Origin of the sequence: Cognataquiflexum nitidum (assembly GCF_022538055.1) — a bacterium.
GTDB classification, from domain to species: Bacteria; Bacteroidota; Bacteroidia; order Cytophagales; family Cyclobacteriaceae; genus Cognataquiflexum; species Cognataquiflexum nitidum.
In genome coordinates this window covers 190,662-207,898 of record NZ_JAKZAM010000001.1, presented here as the reverse complement: position 1 = coordinate 207,898, position 17,237 = coordinate 190,662, and the positions used below count along the sequence as shown (strand labels likewise).

Genomic DNA, 17,237 nt, shown 5'->3' with positions numbered 1-17,237 from the left:
CTTTAGCTCGGAACTTATTCACAATTAAAGTGCTTAAGAAGTATATTTGAAAAATTAGAAACATCCAAAAATATAATACAATGGCAAAAGCAATAGAAATTACTGACGCAAACTTTCAAGAAATAATCAATTCAGAGCACCCTGTTCTAGTAGATTTTTGGGCAGAATGGTGTGGCCCGTGTAAAATGATCGGCCCGATCGTTGAAGAACTCGCCGGTGATTATGCAGGCAAAGCAGTGATTGGAAAAGTGGATGTGGATACAAATCCTATGGTGGCATCTCAACTTGGAATCAGAAGCATTCCTACACTTCTTTTCTTCAAAGATGGAAAAATAGTAGACAAACAAGTCGGTGCAGTTCCAAAGGCGGTTTTAGCCCAAAAGCTGGACGCACAACTATAATCGATATAAAAATTAAATTGATAGCCACGGAGATTCGTTCTTTGTGGCTATTTTTATTTTTGAGTAAAATGAATTGATGAAAGAAACCCTGATCGAACTTAAGCAATTTTTAGAACTGCGTGAAAGCATCCCAACGTTGGATGCCCGTAGTGAAGGGGAGTTTGAGCAGGGACATATTCCGGGGTCAACAAATCTTCCAATCCTAAACAATGAAGAAAGGAAAATCGTCGGCACAATCTACAAGCAAAAAGGTAATCAGGAAGCCGTGCTGAAGGGCTTCGAACTCGTCGGGCCTAGGTTCCATGCCATCATCCAAAAAGCTTTGTTACTTTTTCCTGAAAAAAGAATCCTAACCTATTGTTGGCGGGGAGGAATGAGAAGTGAAATCATGTCTTGGCTCCTTAGCATGGCAGGATTTGAAATCCTCAGATTGAAAGGGGGCTACAAAACGTACCGCACTCTAACCTATGAAACGGTGCGGGCAAAAAGGGATTTCATCGTGTTGGGCGGAAAAACAGGCGTCGGAAAAACAGTTTTGCTTCAGGGGCTAAAAAAAATGGGAGAATCCGTTATTGACCTGGAAGATTTGGCCAAACATAAAGGTTCTTCCTTTGGAGGAATAGGTCAGCTTCCCCAACCAAGCATAGAACATTTTGAAAATTTGCTTGCTGAAGAATTTTTCAAAATCCCACTTTCAGAAAAAATATGGATAGAAAATGAAAGCCGGAGAATTGGAAAAGTGAATCTTGCAGATGAACTCTATGCCAATATCATAGCTTCCCCTCTGATAGAAATTATCAAATCAGAACCAGAAAGAATCAGCCATATTGTTGAAGAATATGCTGTCTTGCCTCAAAATGAACTATTAGAAGCTGTAAAAAGGCTTCAAAAAAAATTGGGAGGAAAAAGGACATCCGATGCTGTAGAAGATATCATTGAACATCGCCATTCTTCTTGGATTGCAAACATGCTCGTGTACTATGACAAAACTTATGGCTATGAACTTGAAAACCATAAACATAAAAGAGACCAAACATTCCAATTAAACCTGACTAACACCGATTTAAAAGAATCTGTCCAACAGCTTTTAGCTATAAAAAACATCATCCAATGGAAAAACAAACTATCAGGTTAACGCAATTCAGTGAAGGTTCAGGATGCGGCTGCAAGATTGCACCTGCAGTTTTGGACAGCATCCTCTCCAATAGGAAGTCAGTGGATTTGGTAGATACCCAACTATTGGTGGGAAACTCATCGAAAGACGATGCCGCTGTATATCAGGTCAGCGAAACCATTGCCATGATCAACACAGTTGACTTTTTCACCCCGATTGTAGATGATGCGTATGATTTTGGTAGAATTGCAGCAGCAAATGCTTTATCGGATGTATATGCCATGGGGGGGAAACCTCTTTTTGCAAATGCTATCCTGAGTTGGCCAGTGGAAAAAATAGACCCACTTTTAGCAGGTGAAGTATTAGAAGGAGGGCGTGAGATGTGCCATTTGGTAGGAATACCTTTGGCAGGTGGACACAGCATTGCGGCAAAAGACCCCATTTTTGGACTCTCAGTCAATGGAATCATTCACCCCAGCAACATTAAAACCAACAAAGGTGCACAGGCGGGAGACCTGATTTACATCACCAAGCCCTTAGGGATAGGTGTGTTGGCAACCGCTCTGAAAAGGGACAAGATCAAACCGGATGATTATGCCAATATGATCCTCTATGCTACCCAAATCAACTCTATTGGCAAGGATTTCGGGCTATTGGATTATATACATGCCATGACAGATGTGACAGGATTTGGTCTATTGGGACATTTGGTGGAGATGGCTGAAGGTGCAGGACTCACTGCTATCATTCAGGGTTCTAGTCTTCCTCTGATCGATGGCGTATCTGAATATATTTCCCAGTTTGTATTTCCTGACAATACATACAGGAATTGGAATGCCTACAGCAGCAAATCAGAAGGGATCGTCGGAATGGAATTGGTCAAGTTCTGCGATCCACAGACAAACGGAGGATTGATGGTAGCGGTCGATCCAAAATCCCAAAAAGATTTTGAAGCCAAACTGGAAAAACACCAGCAAAAAGCATGGCTGATCGGGGAGTTTAATGCCCAATCAGCCATAAAAGTCAAAGTAATTTAATCAAGCACTTTAACTCTAATATTCCTATAATAAATCACGCTTTCGGGGTCATGTGCCTGAAGTGCAAATGTTCCCTTATCTATTCTCTTCTCACCGGCATTGGCAGGGCGGTTTTTATCTTCTGACTCAATGTATTCCATCACGGTTTTTCCATTGATTTTTACAGTGACATGGTCTCCTTTGACGATAATGTGTTCGGTGTACCATTCACCATCTTTGACATAGACTTCTTTCACATCATTGAATGAATACAAACTTCCTGTTTTTCTCCAGTCACTGTGGGTTTGGTTTACCTGAACTTCATAGCCTTTGTTAGGCCATCCTGTTTCTTGATAAATGGTATGGAAAAATATCCCAGAATTGGCTTTAGGCATAGTTTTTACCTCGGCGATAAATTCAAAATTCTTGAATTCTCCATTATTGACATCGCCAACATAGAATGCGTGTGCGCGTGGACCGTCGATTTTGATTTCTCCATCGACCACATTGAAGGAAGACGGGTTTTCTGAGACCTTCCAACCATCAAGATTTTTGCCATTGAATAGAGAAATCCATCCGTCTTTTTGTCCAAAGGAAAAAGTAGAAGTGGATAGTAAGAACAGGATTACAAATAGTTTATTCATGATATAGTGGTAAATGGTTTTAGGGAAATATAATATAAATAGTTATCTCTGTTTCAAGAAAATTGACGGAATGGTTTAATCTAATATGATTGGCAGGATATTCTTCCCATCAATCATGCAAAGGAGAAACTCCACCAGAGACTATCATTTTCATGATATCTGCACTCTTTACATTTTTTAAGATCCGGACATTATCTCTCGGGACCAAATAAAGGTTACCTGAGAAATTATAACTATGAGGGAAATAAATGGCGACAAGATTCTCCTCTTCCAAAATCGTCAAGTTATCCTGCGTGATAAAACCCAATCGAGACATTCCTTCAGACAACTTCACAATCACCGGAATATTGAATTTCTTTTTATCGCCTACAAAAGCTGACATCAGGTCCTTGATGCTTGTATACAATATATTGATCAATGGAATTTTAAATACCCACTTTTCAAAAATATCAAAGAGAGGTTTGGTAATAAAAATACTAGCCAAAAACCCAATGAAAGTGATGAAAGAAAGCATTATCAAGATTCCAAGTCCAGGAATAGGGATGGGCAGGATACCATCTAAAAACTGAATGATCAAATAAATCACATAAACCGTAAGCGCAATAGGAACCACAAATAACAGTCCCCTGAAAAAGTATGTAATGATTCTTTTATAAGTGAAAGCCATGATTAAACATTTTGAATAAAAGTACAAAAAAAGAATACTTACCGAGAGGAAATAATTGTTAAAACATTCCCAAAACAAATTACCTCAATCTCTAAACACAAAAAAGCCCCGGATTGATAACCCGGGGCATGAATTTATGATAATGAATACTTTAGAGATCTATTCCCATGAACGACATAAAGGCGATTCCCATCAAGCCTGTCAAAAGCATGGTGATACCGAGACCTTTCAGGCCATTTGGAACGTTGGAATATTTTAGTTTTTCCCTGATAGCTGCCAAAGCGACAATCGCAAGGAAAAACCCAGTTCCTGATCCGAAGCCATATACAGTAGCCTCAGCCAATGTGTAATCCCTTTGAGCCATAAAAAGTGAACCACCCAAAATGGCACAGTTTACCGCAATAAGTGGAAGAAAAATACCCAAGGCACCATATAATGCAGGAGCAAATTTTTCAACAACCATTTCCACTAGCTGAACAATAGCAGCGATGATGGCGATAAACATGATGAATCTCAAGAAAGAAAGGTCAATGGTGGCAAATGTATCACCTGCCCATGACAAAGCGCCTTCCTTTAACACATACTCATTCAAAAGCCAGTTGGCCGGCGTAGTAACAGTCAAAACGAAAATGACTGCTGCCCCCAGACCAAGGGCAGTGCTCACCTTTTTGGAAACTGCCAAGAAAGAGCACATTCCTAAAAAGTAAGCGAAAACCATATTGTCAATAAAAATTGACCGAATACCTAAACTAAATAATTCCATGTCTCCTGTCTTTAATTAATGTTCAACATAACCTGTCTTCGTACGCTGTACCCAAATGATCAGTCCTAGGATGATAAAAGCACCTACCGGAGTTACCATAAGGCCATTTGTAGCAAAGCTAAAATCATCACCAATGAAACCTGCCAAAGTATCAAAAACAGGTACTCCAAATACACTCCCTGAACCAAATAACTCCCTGAAGAATGCTACCGCAAGAATAATCCAAGAATATCCTAAAGCAGAACCAAAACCATCAAGAATGGAATCGTATGGTTTATTACCCAAAGCAAAAGCCTCAAGTCTACCCATTACTATACAGTTGGTGATAATCAAACCCACAAATACGGACAATTCCTTGTACATGTCATATGCAAATGCTTTAAGCAATTCGCTTACAAGAGTAACCAAGGTGGCCACAACGGCAAGTTGAACAATAATCCTAACCCTAGAAGGAATGGTATTCCTCATTAGGGAAATAACAAAATTGGACAACACAATCACAAAAATAACCGAAATGGCCATGATCAAAGTTGGTTGCATCTGCGTAGTAACGGCCAAAGCTGAACAAATACCCAAGACCTGAATGGTAATTGGGTTGCTGTCGATGAGGGGATCTGTTACTAACTTCTTTCTTCTTTTGGACAGAAGTGCCTCAGCGGGCTTTTTAATTTCTGAAATTGTAGTTTCTGTACTCATTTAATTATAGTTTGAAACGTTCAAGATTTAATTTACTGCAACAACTTCAGTCTGTTGACCTGATTTTTGACTGCTCAAGAAAGAACTGTAATACTGAAGATAATTTTTCAGCATATTGTTGACTCCTACGGCTGTAATTGTAGCACCCGAAAGACCGTCTACTTTATGAGAATCCTCGGAATAATCCTTACCTTCTCCTTTTTGCATGGATACTGATTGAAGATTACCGGATTCATCAAAAATCTGCTTTCCTTGATATCGCTGTTGCACATCAGGTGACGTAATTCTTGCACCAAGACCAGGCGTCTCCCCTTTATGAGAGAAAGTTACACCTTCAATAGTGCTTAGATCTGTCTGTAATGCAACATAACCCCAGATCTCATCCCAGAGACCTGCACCATATACAGGAAGGATATAAGATTCTACCGACTCAGGTTTACCTTCTGTGTGATACACATAAATCGGATACAACCTACTTTCCGGTGCCATTTTGTAATTTTTCCCAACATTGACTTTTTCAGCCACCATAGGGCTACCATCAGGGTTTTGGGTTACTTCTTTCCCTTCTATGTCCACTACTTTAGAAGAAATTCTGGATTCGTAAAAACTCAATATTTCTTCAGGCTTCAATGCCTTTAACTGGTCTGCATCCAAAACAGCTCCTAAAATTTGCTTTTTGGCATCCAATTCCTCTGCTTTTTTCTGCAAGGGACCCAATACTTGGGATGTTCCCGAAAGCAGTAATCCCAAAACTACAGTCAGTATAATGGAGAAAGTGATAATATATGTGTTAGACTGTTGCACGTTGTAACCTCCTGTTTTTATTTGCTTTAACTACATAATAATCAATCAATGGAGCAAACACGTTCATAAATAGAACGGCAAGCATAATTCCTTCAGGATAAGCCGGGTTTGTCACTCGGATGATCACTGTTAGAACACCAATCAACAAACCATAAATCCATTTACCTGTTTCCGTTTGGGCCGCTGATACAGGATCTGTCGCCATGAAAACAATTCCAAATGCCAATCCTCCCACTACCCAATGGTATTCCGGAGACATAGCCATATACTCATTTACTGCAAGCAGATTCATTACCAATCCCATGATATATGCACCTGCAAAACCACTGACAATAATTTTCCAACTTGCTACCCCCGTACCAACTAAAATCAATGCTCCAACCAATGCCATCAACGTAGAGGTTTCTCCAATGGAACCTGGAATCCAACCCATAAACATATTATAGAAACTAAACAACCCCTCGCCCATCGCTGAATTATGTTCGGCCAAGGCTTGGGTGACGGGTTGACCGTCTACTCCGGCATTGTACGCAACAGCCAGAGCTGTCGCTCCTGAAAAACCATCTACAGGTACTTTATCCCCAAGGTAGGTCCATACCTGATCCCCGGATATTTGTGCAGGATAGGCGAAATACAAAAATGCTCTCGCTGTCATGGCGACGTTTAAAATATTCATCCCAGTACCTCCAAATACCTCCTTGGCTATGATTACCGCAAAAATGGTAGCTAATGCAACCTGCCATAACGGAAGTGTCGCAGGTACAACCAACGGAATCAACATCCCAGTGACCAGGAATCCTTCATTGATGGGGTGTTTTCTTACGACAGCAAAACCTGCTTCAACCAATCCACCGGCAGCATATGCTACTATTACTATTGGAAGTACTAGCTGTAATCCCAAAAGGAATTTTGGACCAAAATCTTCCCACAAACCTGCAGTTTGTCCAATTGCGAGAAAATGCTGATGCCCTGTATTGTATATTCCAAATAGAAGACAAGGAATCATTGCAATCACCACGGTGATCATCATCCTCTTTAAATCAATGGCATCTTTTACCTGAGCGCCTTTTATACCATTGGTATGATTTGGGGAAAACAAAAACGTCTCGCCTGCCTCATAGAGGTAAAATAAGTTCTCCAACTTTCCGCCTTTTTGAAAGAGCGGTTTCTGCTTATCCAACAGATCTCTTAGAAACTTCATATTAAATTAACTGTATTGAATTAAATCTATTCCTTTTCTGATAATTTCCTGAACAGGATGTTTGGATACATCTACAAACTCACACAACGCAAGATCTTCTTCCACTACTTCGTAAATCCCTAATTCTTCCATTTCGTCAAAATCTTCGGCCAAAATGGCTTTCAATAGATAAACAGGAAGAATATCCATGGGTGTGACGCTTTCAAATACTCCGGTCTGGACAAATGCCCTTTCTTCTCCCCTGACATTGGTATCAAGAACATATTCTTTATTTGGCTTCAAAAAAGAAAGCAAACCAAGAGCCCTATGATAACTTAACTTTTCACTGGTTGGCTTCATCCAACCCAAAAACTCATAGTAATCACCTTCTGGAAGTATTGTAATCTGATTGGCATAATAACCTAAGTAGCCATCATTATTTATCTTTTCTCCTGTGAGGACATTTCCTGATACAACCCTGATATGGTCCTTTTTCAAATTACCATTAACCAAAGTATCAACGCAGGCACCAAGATAGGTTTTTGCATATAGGGCCTTCATTGCTTCTGAACCTGTCACAGCAACGATTTTTGAGGCATCATATCTTCCTTCAAGGAATAGCTTACCAATCTGAATTACTCCAAATGGACTAATTGTCCAAACAATTTCACCTTTATTGATAGGATCGACATGGTGAATGTGAATTCCAACATTTCCTGCAGGGTGAGGACCAGAAAATTTATTGACCTGTACGCCTTGAACATTAGCAAAAACTGGCGCAATTTCCGAATCAAGCTCAAGTCCCAAGTGAACTTTTCCTGAGGTAAGTTTTTGAAGTACAAGCACACCAGCCTGAAAATATCTCTCTTCGCCTTTATAAGTGAAGGCATAATCAGGTGCCAATGGGTGGGTATCAAAACCCGAAATAAATATTGATTTTGGTGAATCTTGAGGATTAGCAACAATTCCAAATGGTCTTTGAATTAGTTGCGGCCAAACCCCTCCTTTACATAGTTGAGCGATAGCTACTTCTTTGCTAAGGGTTTTTAGAGAAGATTCGGTGAATTTTTCAAAAGATTCAAAACTGATTTCAGCATCCGCAAGGATTTTGATCTCAAGTAATTTTCTCTTTTCACCTCTTTTGATTTCAACTATTTCACCTGAAACGGGAGCGACATATTGAACGCTTTCCATTGCCTTATCGAATAAAATCGGGGTTCCTGCTTTTACAGAATCGCCTTCATTTACAGTGACTTTTGGTCTTTGCATTCCAATAAAATCAGCAGGTTTGATGGCAAAGGTTTTGGCCCGATTGAAATCCCCAAGCTGTTTGTCAGCTTTTCCGGCGAGCTTAATATCAAATCCTTTCTTAAGCTTTATTGTTTTTGACATATGATTTGTGAACTGTATGGTCTTTTAAAAACGCCTCAAATCTAATAAAATACATCAGTTATTAGAAGATAATTCTGGTAATATTTGTGAGTTTTCGCACAGATATCAAAGGTTTTATTTGAATGGAAGCAGGGTCAGTTTTCCAATACCATTCCCTTTTCCAAGGATTGAATATGCTGCATCACACGCTCCATCAGCCACATAGGTGTGGAAGTAGCACCGCAAATCCCAACTTTATCCTCAGGATTAAACCATGATGGGTCAATTTCTGTTTCATTCTCTACAAAATAACTTCTATTATTTTCGGCTAGGCAAACCTGATACAATGCCCTCCCATTTGAGCTTTTTTTGCCTGAGACAAACAAAATAACATCATTCTCCTGCGAAAATCGCTGAAGCTGAGGTTCCCTATTGGAAACTTGCCTGCAAATCGAATCGTTTGCATTGAAATCAACTTCTGAAAGCTCACCCCGCTCAGCTTTTATCCTTTCTTCAATTTTTGCTTTCAGTTCATAAAAACCTTTGGTGCTTTTGGTAGTCTGACTGAACAAAGTCACAGGTCTAGTATAATCAACCTTGTCTAGATCTTTTTCTTCCATGACCACTATAGCCTTTTCCAAAGTCTGTCCTGTAAGCCCAATAACTTCTGCATGCCCTTTTTTGCCATAAATGACAATCTGTCCTTGCTCCCTTTCCATTTTGTCAAAGGCTGTTTTTACCCTGTGCTGAAGTTTCAACACTACCGGACAAGAAGCATCAATCAGTTCGATGTTATTTTCTATAGCTGTTTTATAAGTTTCCGGCGGTTCACCATGAGCCCTTATCAATACCTTGCAATCTGTCAAATTTTGAAGTTGCTCCCTATCGATCACCACCAATCCTTTTTCGCTCAGACGCTTTACTTCCATGTCATTGTGGACAATATCTCCAAGGCAGTATAGCTTTTCGGATACTTCCATTTCGTCTTCTGCCATTTTGATGGCAAACTCCACTCCAAAACAATACCCTGAATTTTTGTCAATGGTCACTTCCATAGTCAAAACATTAATTGCCTATTTTTTCTTTGGCGAATGATACAATCTGATTTACCTGATCTTCAAATTCCAACAGACTTGTGTCCAATTCCAACGCATCTTCTGCTTTTCGGAGGGGACTTTCCTGTCTTGTTGTATCGACCTGATCCCTTTCTGCTAAATTTTGCACTATTTTTTCAAGTGCTACCAAATCTCCTCTTTCAAGAAGTTCCTTTTGACGTCTTTCGGCACGGATATTCAAATCCGCCGACATAAAAACCTTCAATTCAGCAGAAGGAAAGACCACTGTTCCGATATCCCTTCCATCCATGACCACTCCTTTGTTTTTACCCATTCTTTGTTGCTGGGCGACGAGTTCGATTCTTACTTCTTTGATCTTGCTTACTTCACTTACGTAATCAGAAACACGCATGGAACGTATTTCATCCTCTACGTTCAATCCGTTCAGAAAGGTTTCTTGTTTACCATTATCCGGGTTAAGATGAAATGAGATTTCAAGGGATTCTAAATATTTGTTGACCTCCTTGGGATTGGAAAGTACAACATGGTGGTTTAAAAAATGCAAGGTCGCTGCCCTGTACATGGCTCCAGAATCGATATAAGTATAACCCAAAATCTGAGCCACAGCTTTAGCTGTAGAACTTTTGCCACATCCTGAGTATCCGTCAATTGCAATCACAATTTTCTGCATCAAATAAAAGTAGCCTTGGCTTTTTTTAATTTCAGGCGCAAATATAGTAGTTTTAAATCTATTTCCTTTTCAATATGTATGTATTACTAAACTTGGTAAGGCTATTCCATAATATCGTAAACATATATTTTCAATCTTTCAAAACTATTCTATAATGGGTAATTTTCACGTCCTCGGACAGCTTGTTGATATTTCAAACCGAGAGATATTTTCTGCAAAAATTTCAGTAGAAAAAGGTAAAATTGTATCCATCCTAAAAGTTGTTGAAGACAAAACCCTTCCCTTTCTCTTACCGGGTTTCATTGATGCCCATGTACACATAGAGTCTTCCATGCTTGTTCCTTCAGAATTTGCAAGGCTGGCTGTTCCACACGGTACTGTGGCCACAGTTTCTGATCCGCACGAAATCGCCAACGTCTGTGGCATGGAGGGAATCAATTACATGATTGACAATGGAAAACAGGTTCCCTTCAAATTTTATTTTGGTGCCCCATCCTGTGTTCCTGCTACTACTTTTGAAACTGCAGGAGCGGAAATAAGCGTCAGGGATATCCATGATCTTTTGGAAAGAAAAGAAATAAGCTACCTCGCAGAGATGATGAATTGGCCGGGAACGGTCCACAGAGACCCTTTTGTCATGGGAAAAATTGCCCTTGCGAAGAAATACGGCAAACCTGTCGATGGCCATGCTCCAGGTCTGAGAGGAGAAATTGCTGCCCAATATGCATCCGCAGGTATTACCACGGACCACGAATGCTTTACATTGGAAGAGGCTTTGGACAAAGTTAAGTTAGGGATGAAAATCTCTATCCGTGAAGGCAGCGCTGCCAAAAATTTCGATGCACTGATCGACATCATCGATGACTATCCTGAAATGGTGATGTTTTGCTCGGACGACAAGCATCCGGATAACCTTGCCATCAGCCATATCAATGAACTTGTCGTGCGGGCTGTAGCCAAAGGAAAAAATGTCTTTGATGTTTTGAAAGCTGCATGCATCACCCCTGTGCAGCATTACAGCATGGACGTCGGTCAAATGCAGATTGGCGATCCTGCAGATTTTATTGTAGTCAAAGACCTCAGGGATTTCAAAGTCCTGCAGACATATATCGATGGAAAGTTGGTGGCGGAAGATGGAAAAACTTTGATCCAAAGGAACCAAAACTCAATAATCAACAACTTCAATACTGGTATAAAGAAGATTGCAGATTTTCAGTTATTGGCAAAAGGAAACAAAGTCCGGGTAATCAGCGCTTTGGACGGACAGCTTATCACTCCTGAGATCCAAGGTGAAATTCTTATTGAGAATGGCTTGGCCGAATCAAACCCCCAATCTGATATTCTAAAATTGACGGTAGTCAACCGATACCAAGAGGCAATGCCTGCTATTGCTTTTATCAAAAACTTCGGATTGAAATCCGGAGCAATCGCATCTTCAGTCGGCCATGATTCACACAATATCATAGCAGTCGGTATAGATGATGCGTCCATTTGCCGGGCTGTCAATTTACTGATCCAAGAAAAAGGCGGTATTTCTGTTGTCAACGGAACCGAGGAAATGGTCTTGGCTTTGCCGGTCGGAGGCATCATGTCTCCAAATGACGGATATGAAGTCGCAAAAGCCTACACCAACATTGATAAAATGGCGAAGGACATGTGCTCATCTCTCAAATCCCCTTTTATGACATTGAGTTTTATGGCACTATTGGTCATCCCTGATCTCAAACTCAGCGACAAAGGATTATTTGACGGGCAACGATTTGAGTTTGTGGAGGTGTTTTTAGACTAGTCATAAAATTAAATTTTAAAGACACAGTCCTACATTTTATTGATTTATGCAAATGCACTACCATTAAATTTCTTCACTTTTTTGTCAAATAAGAATTTGCTTTACGGATGGAATTACCAAGCAAAAAGCCAAATACTCCTTTAAACCAAACCTTCAACTTGAATCTGAAGTTTGTATATTTATAAATAAACCCGAATTAAAAACAGAATTATGATGAATTTTGAGCTCAATGAAAATCAGGCGATGATCGCCAAGATGATTCGCGACTTTGGAGCAAAGGAGATTACCCCATTCAGAAAAGAATGGGATGACAAGCAGATTTTTCCACTAGAACTTTTCAAAAAACTTGGACATCTCGGATTGATGGGCGTCCTCGTCCCAACAGAGTATGGAGGTTCAGGTTTTGGCTATTTTGAATATGTGACAGCGATTGCCGAACTATCAAAATTGGATCCATCGGTAGGTTTGTCCATGGCGGCGCACAATTCACTTTGCACCAACCATATCTTGATGTTTGGCAATGAAGCCCAAAAGCAAAAGTACATTCCAAAATTAGCCACATGCGAATTGCTCGGAGCATGGGGATTGACGGAACCCAATACCGGTTCTGATGCCGGCAATATGAGAACTGTGGCTGTCAAGGACGGGGATCACTACATCATCAACGGCGCAAAAAATTTCATTACACATGGAATTTCCGGTGATGTAGCTGTGGTAATCGCAAGAACCGGGGAAATAGGTGATTCGCATGGGATGACTGCCTTTGTGGTAGAAAAGGGAATGCCAGGATTCAAAGGCGGAAGAAAAGAAGACAAACTCGGCATGCGTGCATCTGAAACTGCGGAACTGATTTTTGAAGATTGCAAGGTACACGAAAGTCAGATCTTGGGTGAGGTTGGTGATGGTTTTATCCAGTCCATGAAAGTACTTGATGGGGGAAGAATCTCCATTGCCGCACTTTCATTGGGCATTGCAGAAGGTGCTTTGGAAGCGTCCATCCAATATTCCAAAGAACGTCACCAATTCAACAAACCGATCAACAGTTTTCAGGGAATTTCTTTCAAATTGGCAGACATGGCCACCCAAATAGAAGCGGCAAAGCTTTTGACTTTCAAAGCAGCAGCCTTGAAAAACAAAGGCCAAAAAGTGACTTTGGAAGGCGCGCAGGCCAAGTATTATGCGTCTGAGGTTGCTGTTTCTGTTTCTAATGAAGCTGTTCAGATATTTGGTGGTTATGGCTTTACCAAAGATTATCCGGTGGAGAAATACTACAGAGACTCCAAACTTTGCACGATTGGAGAAGGAACATCAGAGATCCAAAAGATCGTGATTGCGAGAGAGGTTTTGAAGTAAAATAAGAAAAACCCTCCGAGGTTTTACTTAAGAAGTAGAACTTTGGAGGGTTTCTAACAAATTATTTCTTCTCAATAATCCGACCTCTGTACACCACAAAATCTTCATCTTCCACATCTTTGGAAGCGGGCTTCATCCACCATAATTCCACATCAATCAATTTAAAGCTTTCATATCGCATCTGCGGAAAATCAATAGGACTGACCTCTTTTGTTTTCAAATCAAAAAGTACAGTTTTTATCTTCGTTTCTTCCCTCAATCTATCTTTCAATTCTTTTGTTGCTTCGTTCTTTCGGACTATTTCCAAATCCGAATCGCTGATTGGACTTGGATAATAACTGATCAAAAAATCATCTCCGATTTTCTCCAAATTTCGAATGCGGGAAGGAAATGGCGAGCCCAACTGTCCAGCATTCAGCAAACCGTAATCCACGTCTTTATATTCCCAACCTTCGTGACTAGAAAATCCTGGCAAATCAATCAATATAGTTTCCTTATAAATAGGTTCATCACCTTTCCAATCAAAGAGGTATAAAACCGCTTCATTCTGAAACATCAGATAAAGCACTTCCTCCTTTTCATTAAAAAAGAAAACAGGTCTAAAGTCTTCGAAGGGAAATGCCTTGCCTGCAAGAAATTTGCTTTTTTCGGGAAATGGCAAAATCTGTTTGGTTTTCCCATTGGATAAATCGGTCAGGAGAAGATTTTTCCGACTTTTATAAAATTCCTCGCCTATCTGTTGGACATCATCCATCAAGTCCAGATGATGAATCAAAAACTCCTTTCCTCCTTTATCGATTACTTGGTTTTTTCTAAATAAATCCACCCACTTATGAAAACCTGTCTGAGGCTGATAAGTCCTGTTTTGCAAAACCAATTGTCCATCAATAGTAAATACCCGGATACCGGCCATATTGTCGCCGAGTACGATATTGTGGTTTTTGTCAAAAACAAAATTATCGGCAGCCATGGAAAAATTACCTGGAACATCCCCTGATTTATCCCAGGAGTAGAGAGGCTTTCCCAAGGAATCAAATACAAAAACTTTGGAAGAAGCCTTGTCTCTGAAAACCAAATTATCTCCGGATTTCCCTTCAAACGCAAAAGCAGGCACGAGGACATTTTCAACCTCAACACTATCAAGGACCTCGATGCTGTATCTGAAATTTAACTCCTCAGTCTCAGCTGCCTCTATGCTTTCATTTTCATTGGTATCTGACGGTTTACACCCTTGATTGAGAAACAATGAAAATATAATTACGAAGCCGATTAGACATCTCAATGAATTTTGATTTTTGAAAATTCAAATTAGAAAATCTTTTTTAGTTTTTCTTCATTTGCAGAAGAAATTAGAAATAAAAAAAACCTCAGTCTCATGACCAAAGGTTTTAATAAATTTTGCTTTCTCGCTTCTCGTCTCTCGCTTCTCGCTTCTCCTTTCAAACCAGATTCCCTTCACTCAGCAAAAGAAAAATTCCGGCAGCCATAGCTGCACCGAGAATCGGACCCAATACCGGAACCCAAGAATAGGCCCAGTCACTCGTTCCTTTCCCCTTGATCGGTAGCAATTGGTGCATCAACCTCGGTCCAAAATCCCTTGCAGGATTGATGGCATAGCCCGTCGTACCGCCCAAAGCCAATCCGATCACCCAAACCAAAAAAGCTACCGGCAATGCGCCAAGAGCCCCTAGACCAATCGGTATTTGCTCACCGTCGGTATATTGTATCACAGGATTGGTGGAATATAGGATTACGATGATCAAAACGGATGTTCCTATGATTTCTGAAAATAGGTTGGAGGGTAAGTTCCGGATGGCAGGTGCCGTTCCAAAAGGAGCAAACTTCGATCCCGGATCTTCGGTGGCATCAAAGTGGTCTTTGTACACGAGCCAAGAAATCCCTGCTCCAAACATAGCACCCAAAACCTGGGCGAAAATATAACCGGGAACCATCGCCCAATCGAAAAGACCTGCAATGGCCAATCCAATACTTACAGCGGGATTGAGATGCGCGCCGCTGTGCGGACCTGCCACGACAACCCCAATAAAAACCCCCAATGCCCAAGCGGTGGTTATCACCATCCAACCGGCATTGTTTCCTTTGGTTTTGTTCAAAACCACGTTGGCCACGACTCCCGAGCCCATGGTAATCAGGAGTGAAGTACCTACAAACTCTGCTATCAAAGTATCCATTATTCTACCCAGTTTTTAGATCGTTCGACTGCCTTATGCCAAAAATGAAGGAAATAATCTACTTTTTCCGCTTCCATCTTTGGTTCAAAATCCTTGTCTGATTCCCAAAGCGCCTGTAACTCTTCCTCGGATTCCCAAAAACCTACTGCCAAGCCTGCCAAAAACGCCGCTCCAATCGCTGTCGTTTCTATGATTTTGGGCCTTTTGATTTTGGTCTGCAAAATATCTGACTGGAACTGCATCAGGAAATTATTTGCTGTAGCGCCACCGTCCACTCGCAATTCCCTGATGGGGGCGCCACTGTCCTTTTGCATCGCATCCAAGACATCCCTGACCTGATAAGCTATGGCTTCCAAAGCAGCCCGTGTCATGTGCGCGATCGTTGTCCCACGCGTAATTCCAAAAAAAGCACCTCGCGCATTTTGGTCCCAATGCGGTGCGCCGAGACCTGCCATTGCAGGCACAAAATAGACGCCATCATTGTCCTTGAGACTTTGTGCCAATACCTCACTTTCTTTGGCATGGCCAAATAATTCAATGCCATCCCTAAGCCATTGGATCGCAGCTCCTCCTATAAATACCGAGCCTTCCAAAGCATAGTTGACTTTTCCGTTGACTTCCCATGCGATGGTTGTCAATAGCTTATTATTGGATCTCACGGGTTCTTCCCCTGTATTCATCATCAAAAAACAACCTGTTCCATAGGTGGTCTTTGCCATTCCGGGATGGGTACACAACTGCCCAAAAAGAGCAGCCTGTTGGTCACCTGCGATCCCGGAAATGGGTATCGGCACAGGAAACAACGATTCTGAAGTATGTCCATACACCTCCGAACTTGACTTCACTTCGGGCAATAGGGAGACCGGAATGTCGAAAAGTGAGAGGAGTTCTGTGTCCCATTTTTTTTCAAATATGTTGAAAAGCATGGTGCGACTGGCATTTGATACATCTGTGACGTGAACCTTCTTGTGGGTCAGGTTCCAAACTAGCCAAGTATCCACTGTGCCAAAAGCCAATTCTCCGTTTTCGGCCTTCTCTCTGGCCCCTTCGACATTGTCAAGCAGCCATTTGATCTTGGTGGCCGAAAAATAGGCATCCAGCACCAAGCCAGTTTTGGAGGAAACCATTTCTTCTTTGCCCTCTGCTTTGAGTTGGTCCACGTAGGCCGAAGTCCTCCGATCCTGCCACACGATGGCATTGTAGATGGGTTTACCTGTTTTCCTATCCCAAATAATGGTGGTTTCCCTTTGGTTGGTGATTCCTATGGCAGCAATATTTTTGGGCTTGATCCCACCTTTGGCTAAGGACTCTGCCAAAACCGAAGATTGGGTGGACCAAATCTCCATGGGGTCATGTTCTACCCATCCTGATTTTGGGAAATGTTGTTTGAGGGCTCTTTGGGCAACACATACTATTTCGCCCTGTTTGTTAAAAATGATGGACCGTGAACTAGTCGTTCCTTGGTCCAAAGACATGATGTACTGGGTATTTTGGGTCATTG

Annotated in this window: 17 protein-coding genes; 5 read left to right on the top strand and 12 right to left on the bottom strand. The window is 41.1% G+C overall.

Annotated features, from left to right (window positions below; translation table 11 throughout):
* The first annotated feature begins 80 nt into the window (after nt 1-80).
* From trxA to selD, 3 genes are all read left to right on the top strand, one after another.
* Complete coding sequence (trxA, locus tag MMU07_RS00935; RefSeq protein WP_241123945.1) at nt 81-401, top strand: thioredoxin; 321 nt, start codon at nt 81-83, stop codon at nt 399-401.
* A 76-nt stretch (nt 402-477) separates the two neighbouring features.
* On the top strand, nt 478-1,536 hold the full coding sequence (gene mnmH / locus MMU07_RS00930; protein WP_241123944.1) for a tRNA 2-selenouridine(34) synthase MnmH: 1,059 nt from the start codon (nt 478-480) through the stop codon (nt 1,534-1,536).
* Nucleotides 1,512-2,552 carry a selenide, water dikinase SelD gene (gene selD / locus MMU07_RS00925; protein ID WP_241123943.1) on the top strand — a complete coding sequence of 347 codons (1,041 nt, stop codon included), beginning with the start codon at nt 1,512-1,514 and terminating at the stop codon, nt 2,550-2,552. The genes mnmH and selD overlap by 25 nt, the downstream gene beginning before the upstream one ends.
* On the opposite strand, the gene MMU07_RS00920 is transcribed toward selD, so the two are convergent.
* The 9 genes from MMU07_RS00920 to cmk form a co-directional block, all read right to left on the bottom strand.
* Entirely contained in the window at nt 2,549-3,175 is a 627-nt protein-coding gene (locus MMU07_RS00920) for a 3-keto-disaccharide hydrolase (protein WP_241123942.1), read from the bottom strand. The genes selD and MMU07_RS00920 overlap by 4 nt on opposite strands.
* Nucleotides 3,176-3,284: 109 nt before the next feature.
* The gene (locus MMU07_RS00915) at nt 3,285-3,842 is read right to left on the bottom strand and encodes a DUF502 domain-containing protein (protein ID WP_241123941.1); all 558 of its coding nucleotides are present in this window, start codon (nt 3,840-3,842) and stop codon (nt 3,285-3,287) included.
* Nucleotides 3,843-3,993: 151 nt separating this feature from the next.
* On the bottom strand, nt 3,994-4,605 hold the full coding sequence (gene nqrE, locus MMU07_RS00910; RefSeq protein WP_241123940.1) for an NADH:ubiquinone reductase (Na(+)-transporting) subunit E: 612 nt from the start codon (nt 4,603-4,605) through the stop codon (nt 3,994-3,996).
* A 15-nt stretch (nt 4,606-4,620) separates the two neighbouring features.
* Nucleotides 4,621-5,301, bottom strand: coding sequence for an NADH:ubiquinone reductase (Na(+)-transporting) subunit D (locus MMU07_RS00905; protein WP_241123939.1), 681 nt, complete (start codon nt 5,299-5,301; stop codon nt 4,621-4,623).
* Nucleotides 5,302-5,328: 27 nt separating this feature from the next.
* Nucleotides 5,329-6,105 (bottom strand): NADH:ubiquinone reductase (Na(+)-transporting) subunit C, encoded by a 777-nt coding sequence (gene nqrC, locus MMU07_RS00900; RefSeq protein WP_241123938.1) that lies wholly within the window; start codon nt 6,103-6,105, stop codon nt 5,329-5,331.
* On the bottom strand, nt 6,092-7,306 hold the full coding sequence (locus tag MMU07_RS00895) for an NADH:ubiquinone reductase (Na(+)-transporting) subunit B (RefSeq protein WP_241123937.1): 1,215 nt from the start codon (nt 7,304-7,306) through the stop codon (nt 6,092-6,094). Before MMU07_RS00895 ends, nqrC begins: the two co-directional genes overlap by 14 nt.
* A gap of 6 nt (nt 7,307-7,312) precedes the next feature.
* The gene (locus MMU07_RS00890; protein WP_241123936.1) at nt 7,313-8,677 is read right to left on the bottom strand and encodes a Na(+)-translocating NADH-quinone reductase subunit A; all 1,365 of its coding nucleotides are present in this window, start codon (nt 8,675-8,677) and stop codon (nt 7,313-7,315) included.
* A 134-nt stretch (nt 8,678-8,811) separates the two neighbouring features.
* On the bottom strand, nt 8,812-9,711 hold the full coding sequence (locus tag MMU07_RS00885; protein WP_241123935.1) for a 4-hydroxy-3-methylbut-2-enyl diphosphate reductase: 900 nt from the start codon (nt 9,709-9,711) through the stop codon (nt 8,812-8,814).
* Nucleotides 9,712-9,721: 10 nt separating this feature from the next.
* Nucleotides 9,722-10,402 (bottom strand): (d)CMP kinase, encoded by a 681-nt coding sequence (gene cmk / locus MMU07_RS00880; protein WP_241123934.1) that lies wholly within the window; start codon nt 10,400-10,402, stop codon nt 9,722-9,724.
* A gap of 154 nt (nt 10,403-10,556) precedes the next feature.
* Between cmk and ade the strand changes: the two genes are divergently transcribed.
* Nucleotides 10,557-12,191 (top strand): adenine deaminase, encoded by a 1,635-nt coding sequence (gene ade / locus MMU07_RS00875; RefSeq protein WP_241123933.1) that lies wholly within the window; start codon nt 10,557-10,559, stop codon nt 12,189-12,191.
* Nucleotides 12,192-12,404: 213 nt separating this feature from the next.
* Nucleotides 12,405-13,544, top strand: a complete 1,140-nt coding sequence (locus MMU07_RS00870; RefSeq protein ID WP_241124014.1) for an acyl-CoA dehydrogenase family protein — start codon at nt 12,405-12,407, stop codon at nt 13,542-13,544.
* A 61-nt stretch (nt 13,545-13,605) separates the two neighbouring features.
* On the opposite strand, the gene MMU07_RS00865 is transcribed toward MMU07_RS00870, so the two are convergent.
* From MMU07_RS00865 to glpK, 3 genes are all read right to left on the bottom strand, one after another.
* Nucleotides 13,606-14,826, bottom strand: a complete 1,221-nt coding sequence (locus tag MMU07_RS00865; RefSeq protein WP_241123932.1) for an NHL repeat-containing protein — start codon at nt 14,824-14,826, stop codon at nt 13,606-13,608.
* A gap of 157 nt (nt 14,827-14,983) precedes the next feature.
* Nucleotides 14,984-15,736, bottom strand: coding sequence for an MIP/aquaporin family protein (locus MMU07_RS00860; protein WP_241123931.1), 753 nt, complete (start codon nt 15,734-15,736; stop codon nt 14,984-14,986).
* Nucleotides 15,736-17,235, bottom strand: coding sequence for a glycerol kinase GlpK (glpK, locus tag MMU07_RS00855; protein WP_241123930.1), 1,500 nt, complete (start codon nt 17,233-17,235; stop codon nt 15,736-15,738). Before glpK ends, MMU07_RS00860 begins: the two co-directional genes overlap by 1 nt.
* Nucleotides 17,236-17,237 lie beyond the last annotated feature (2 nt).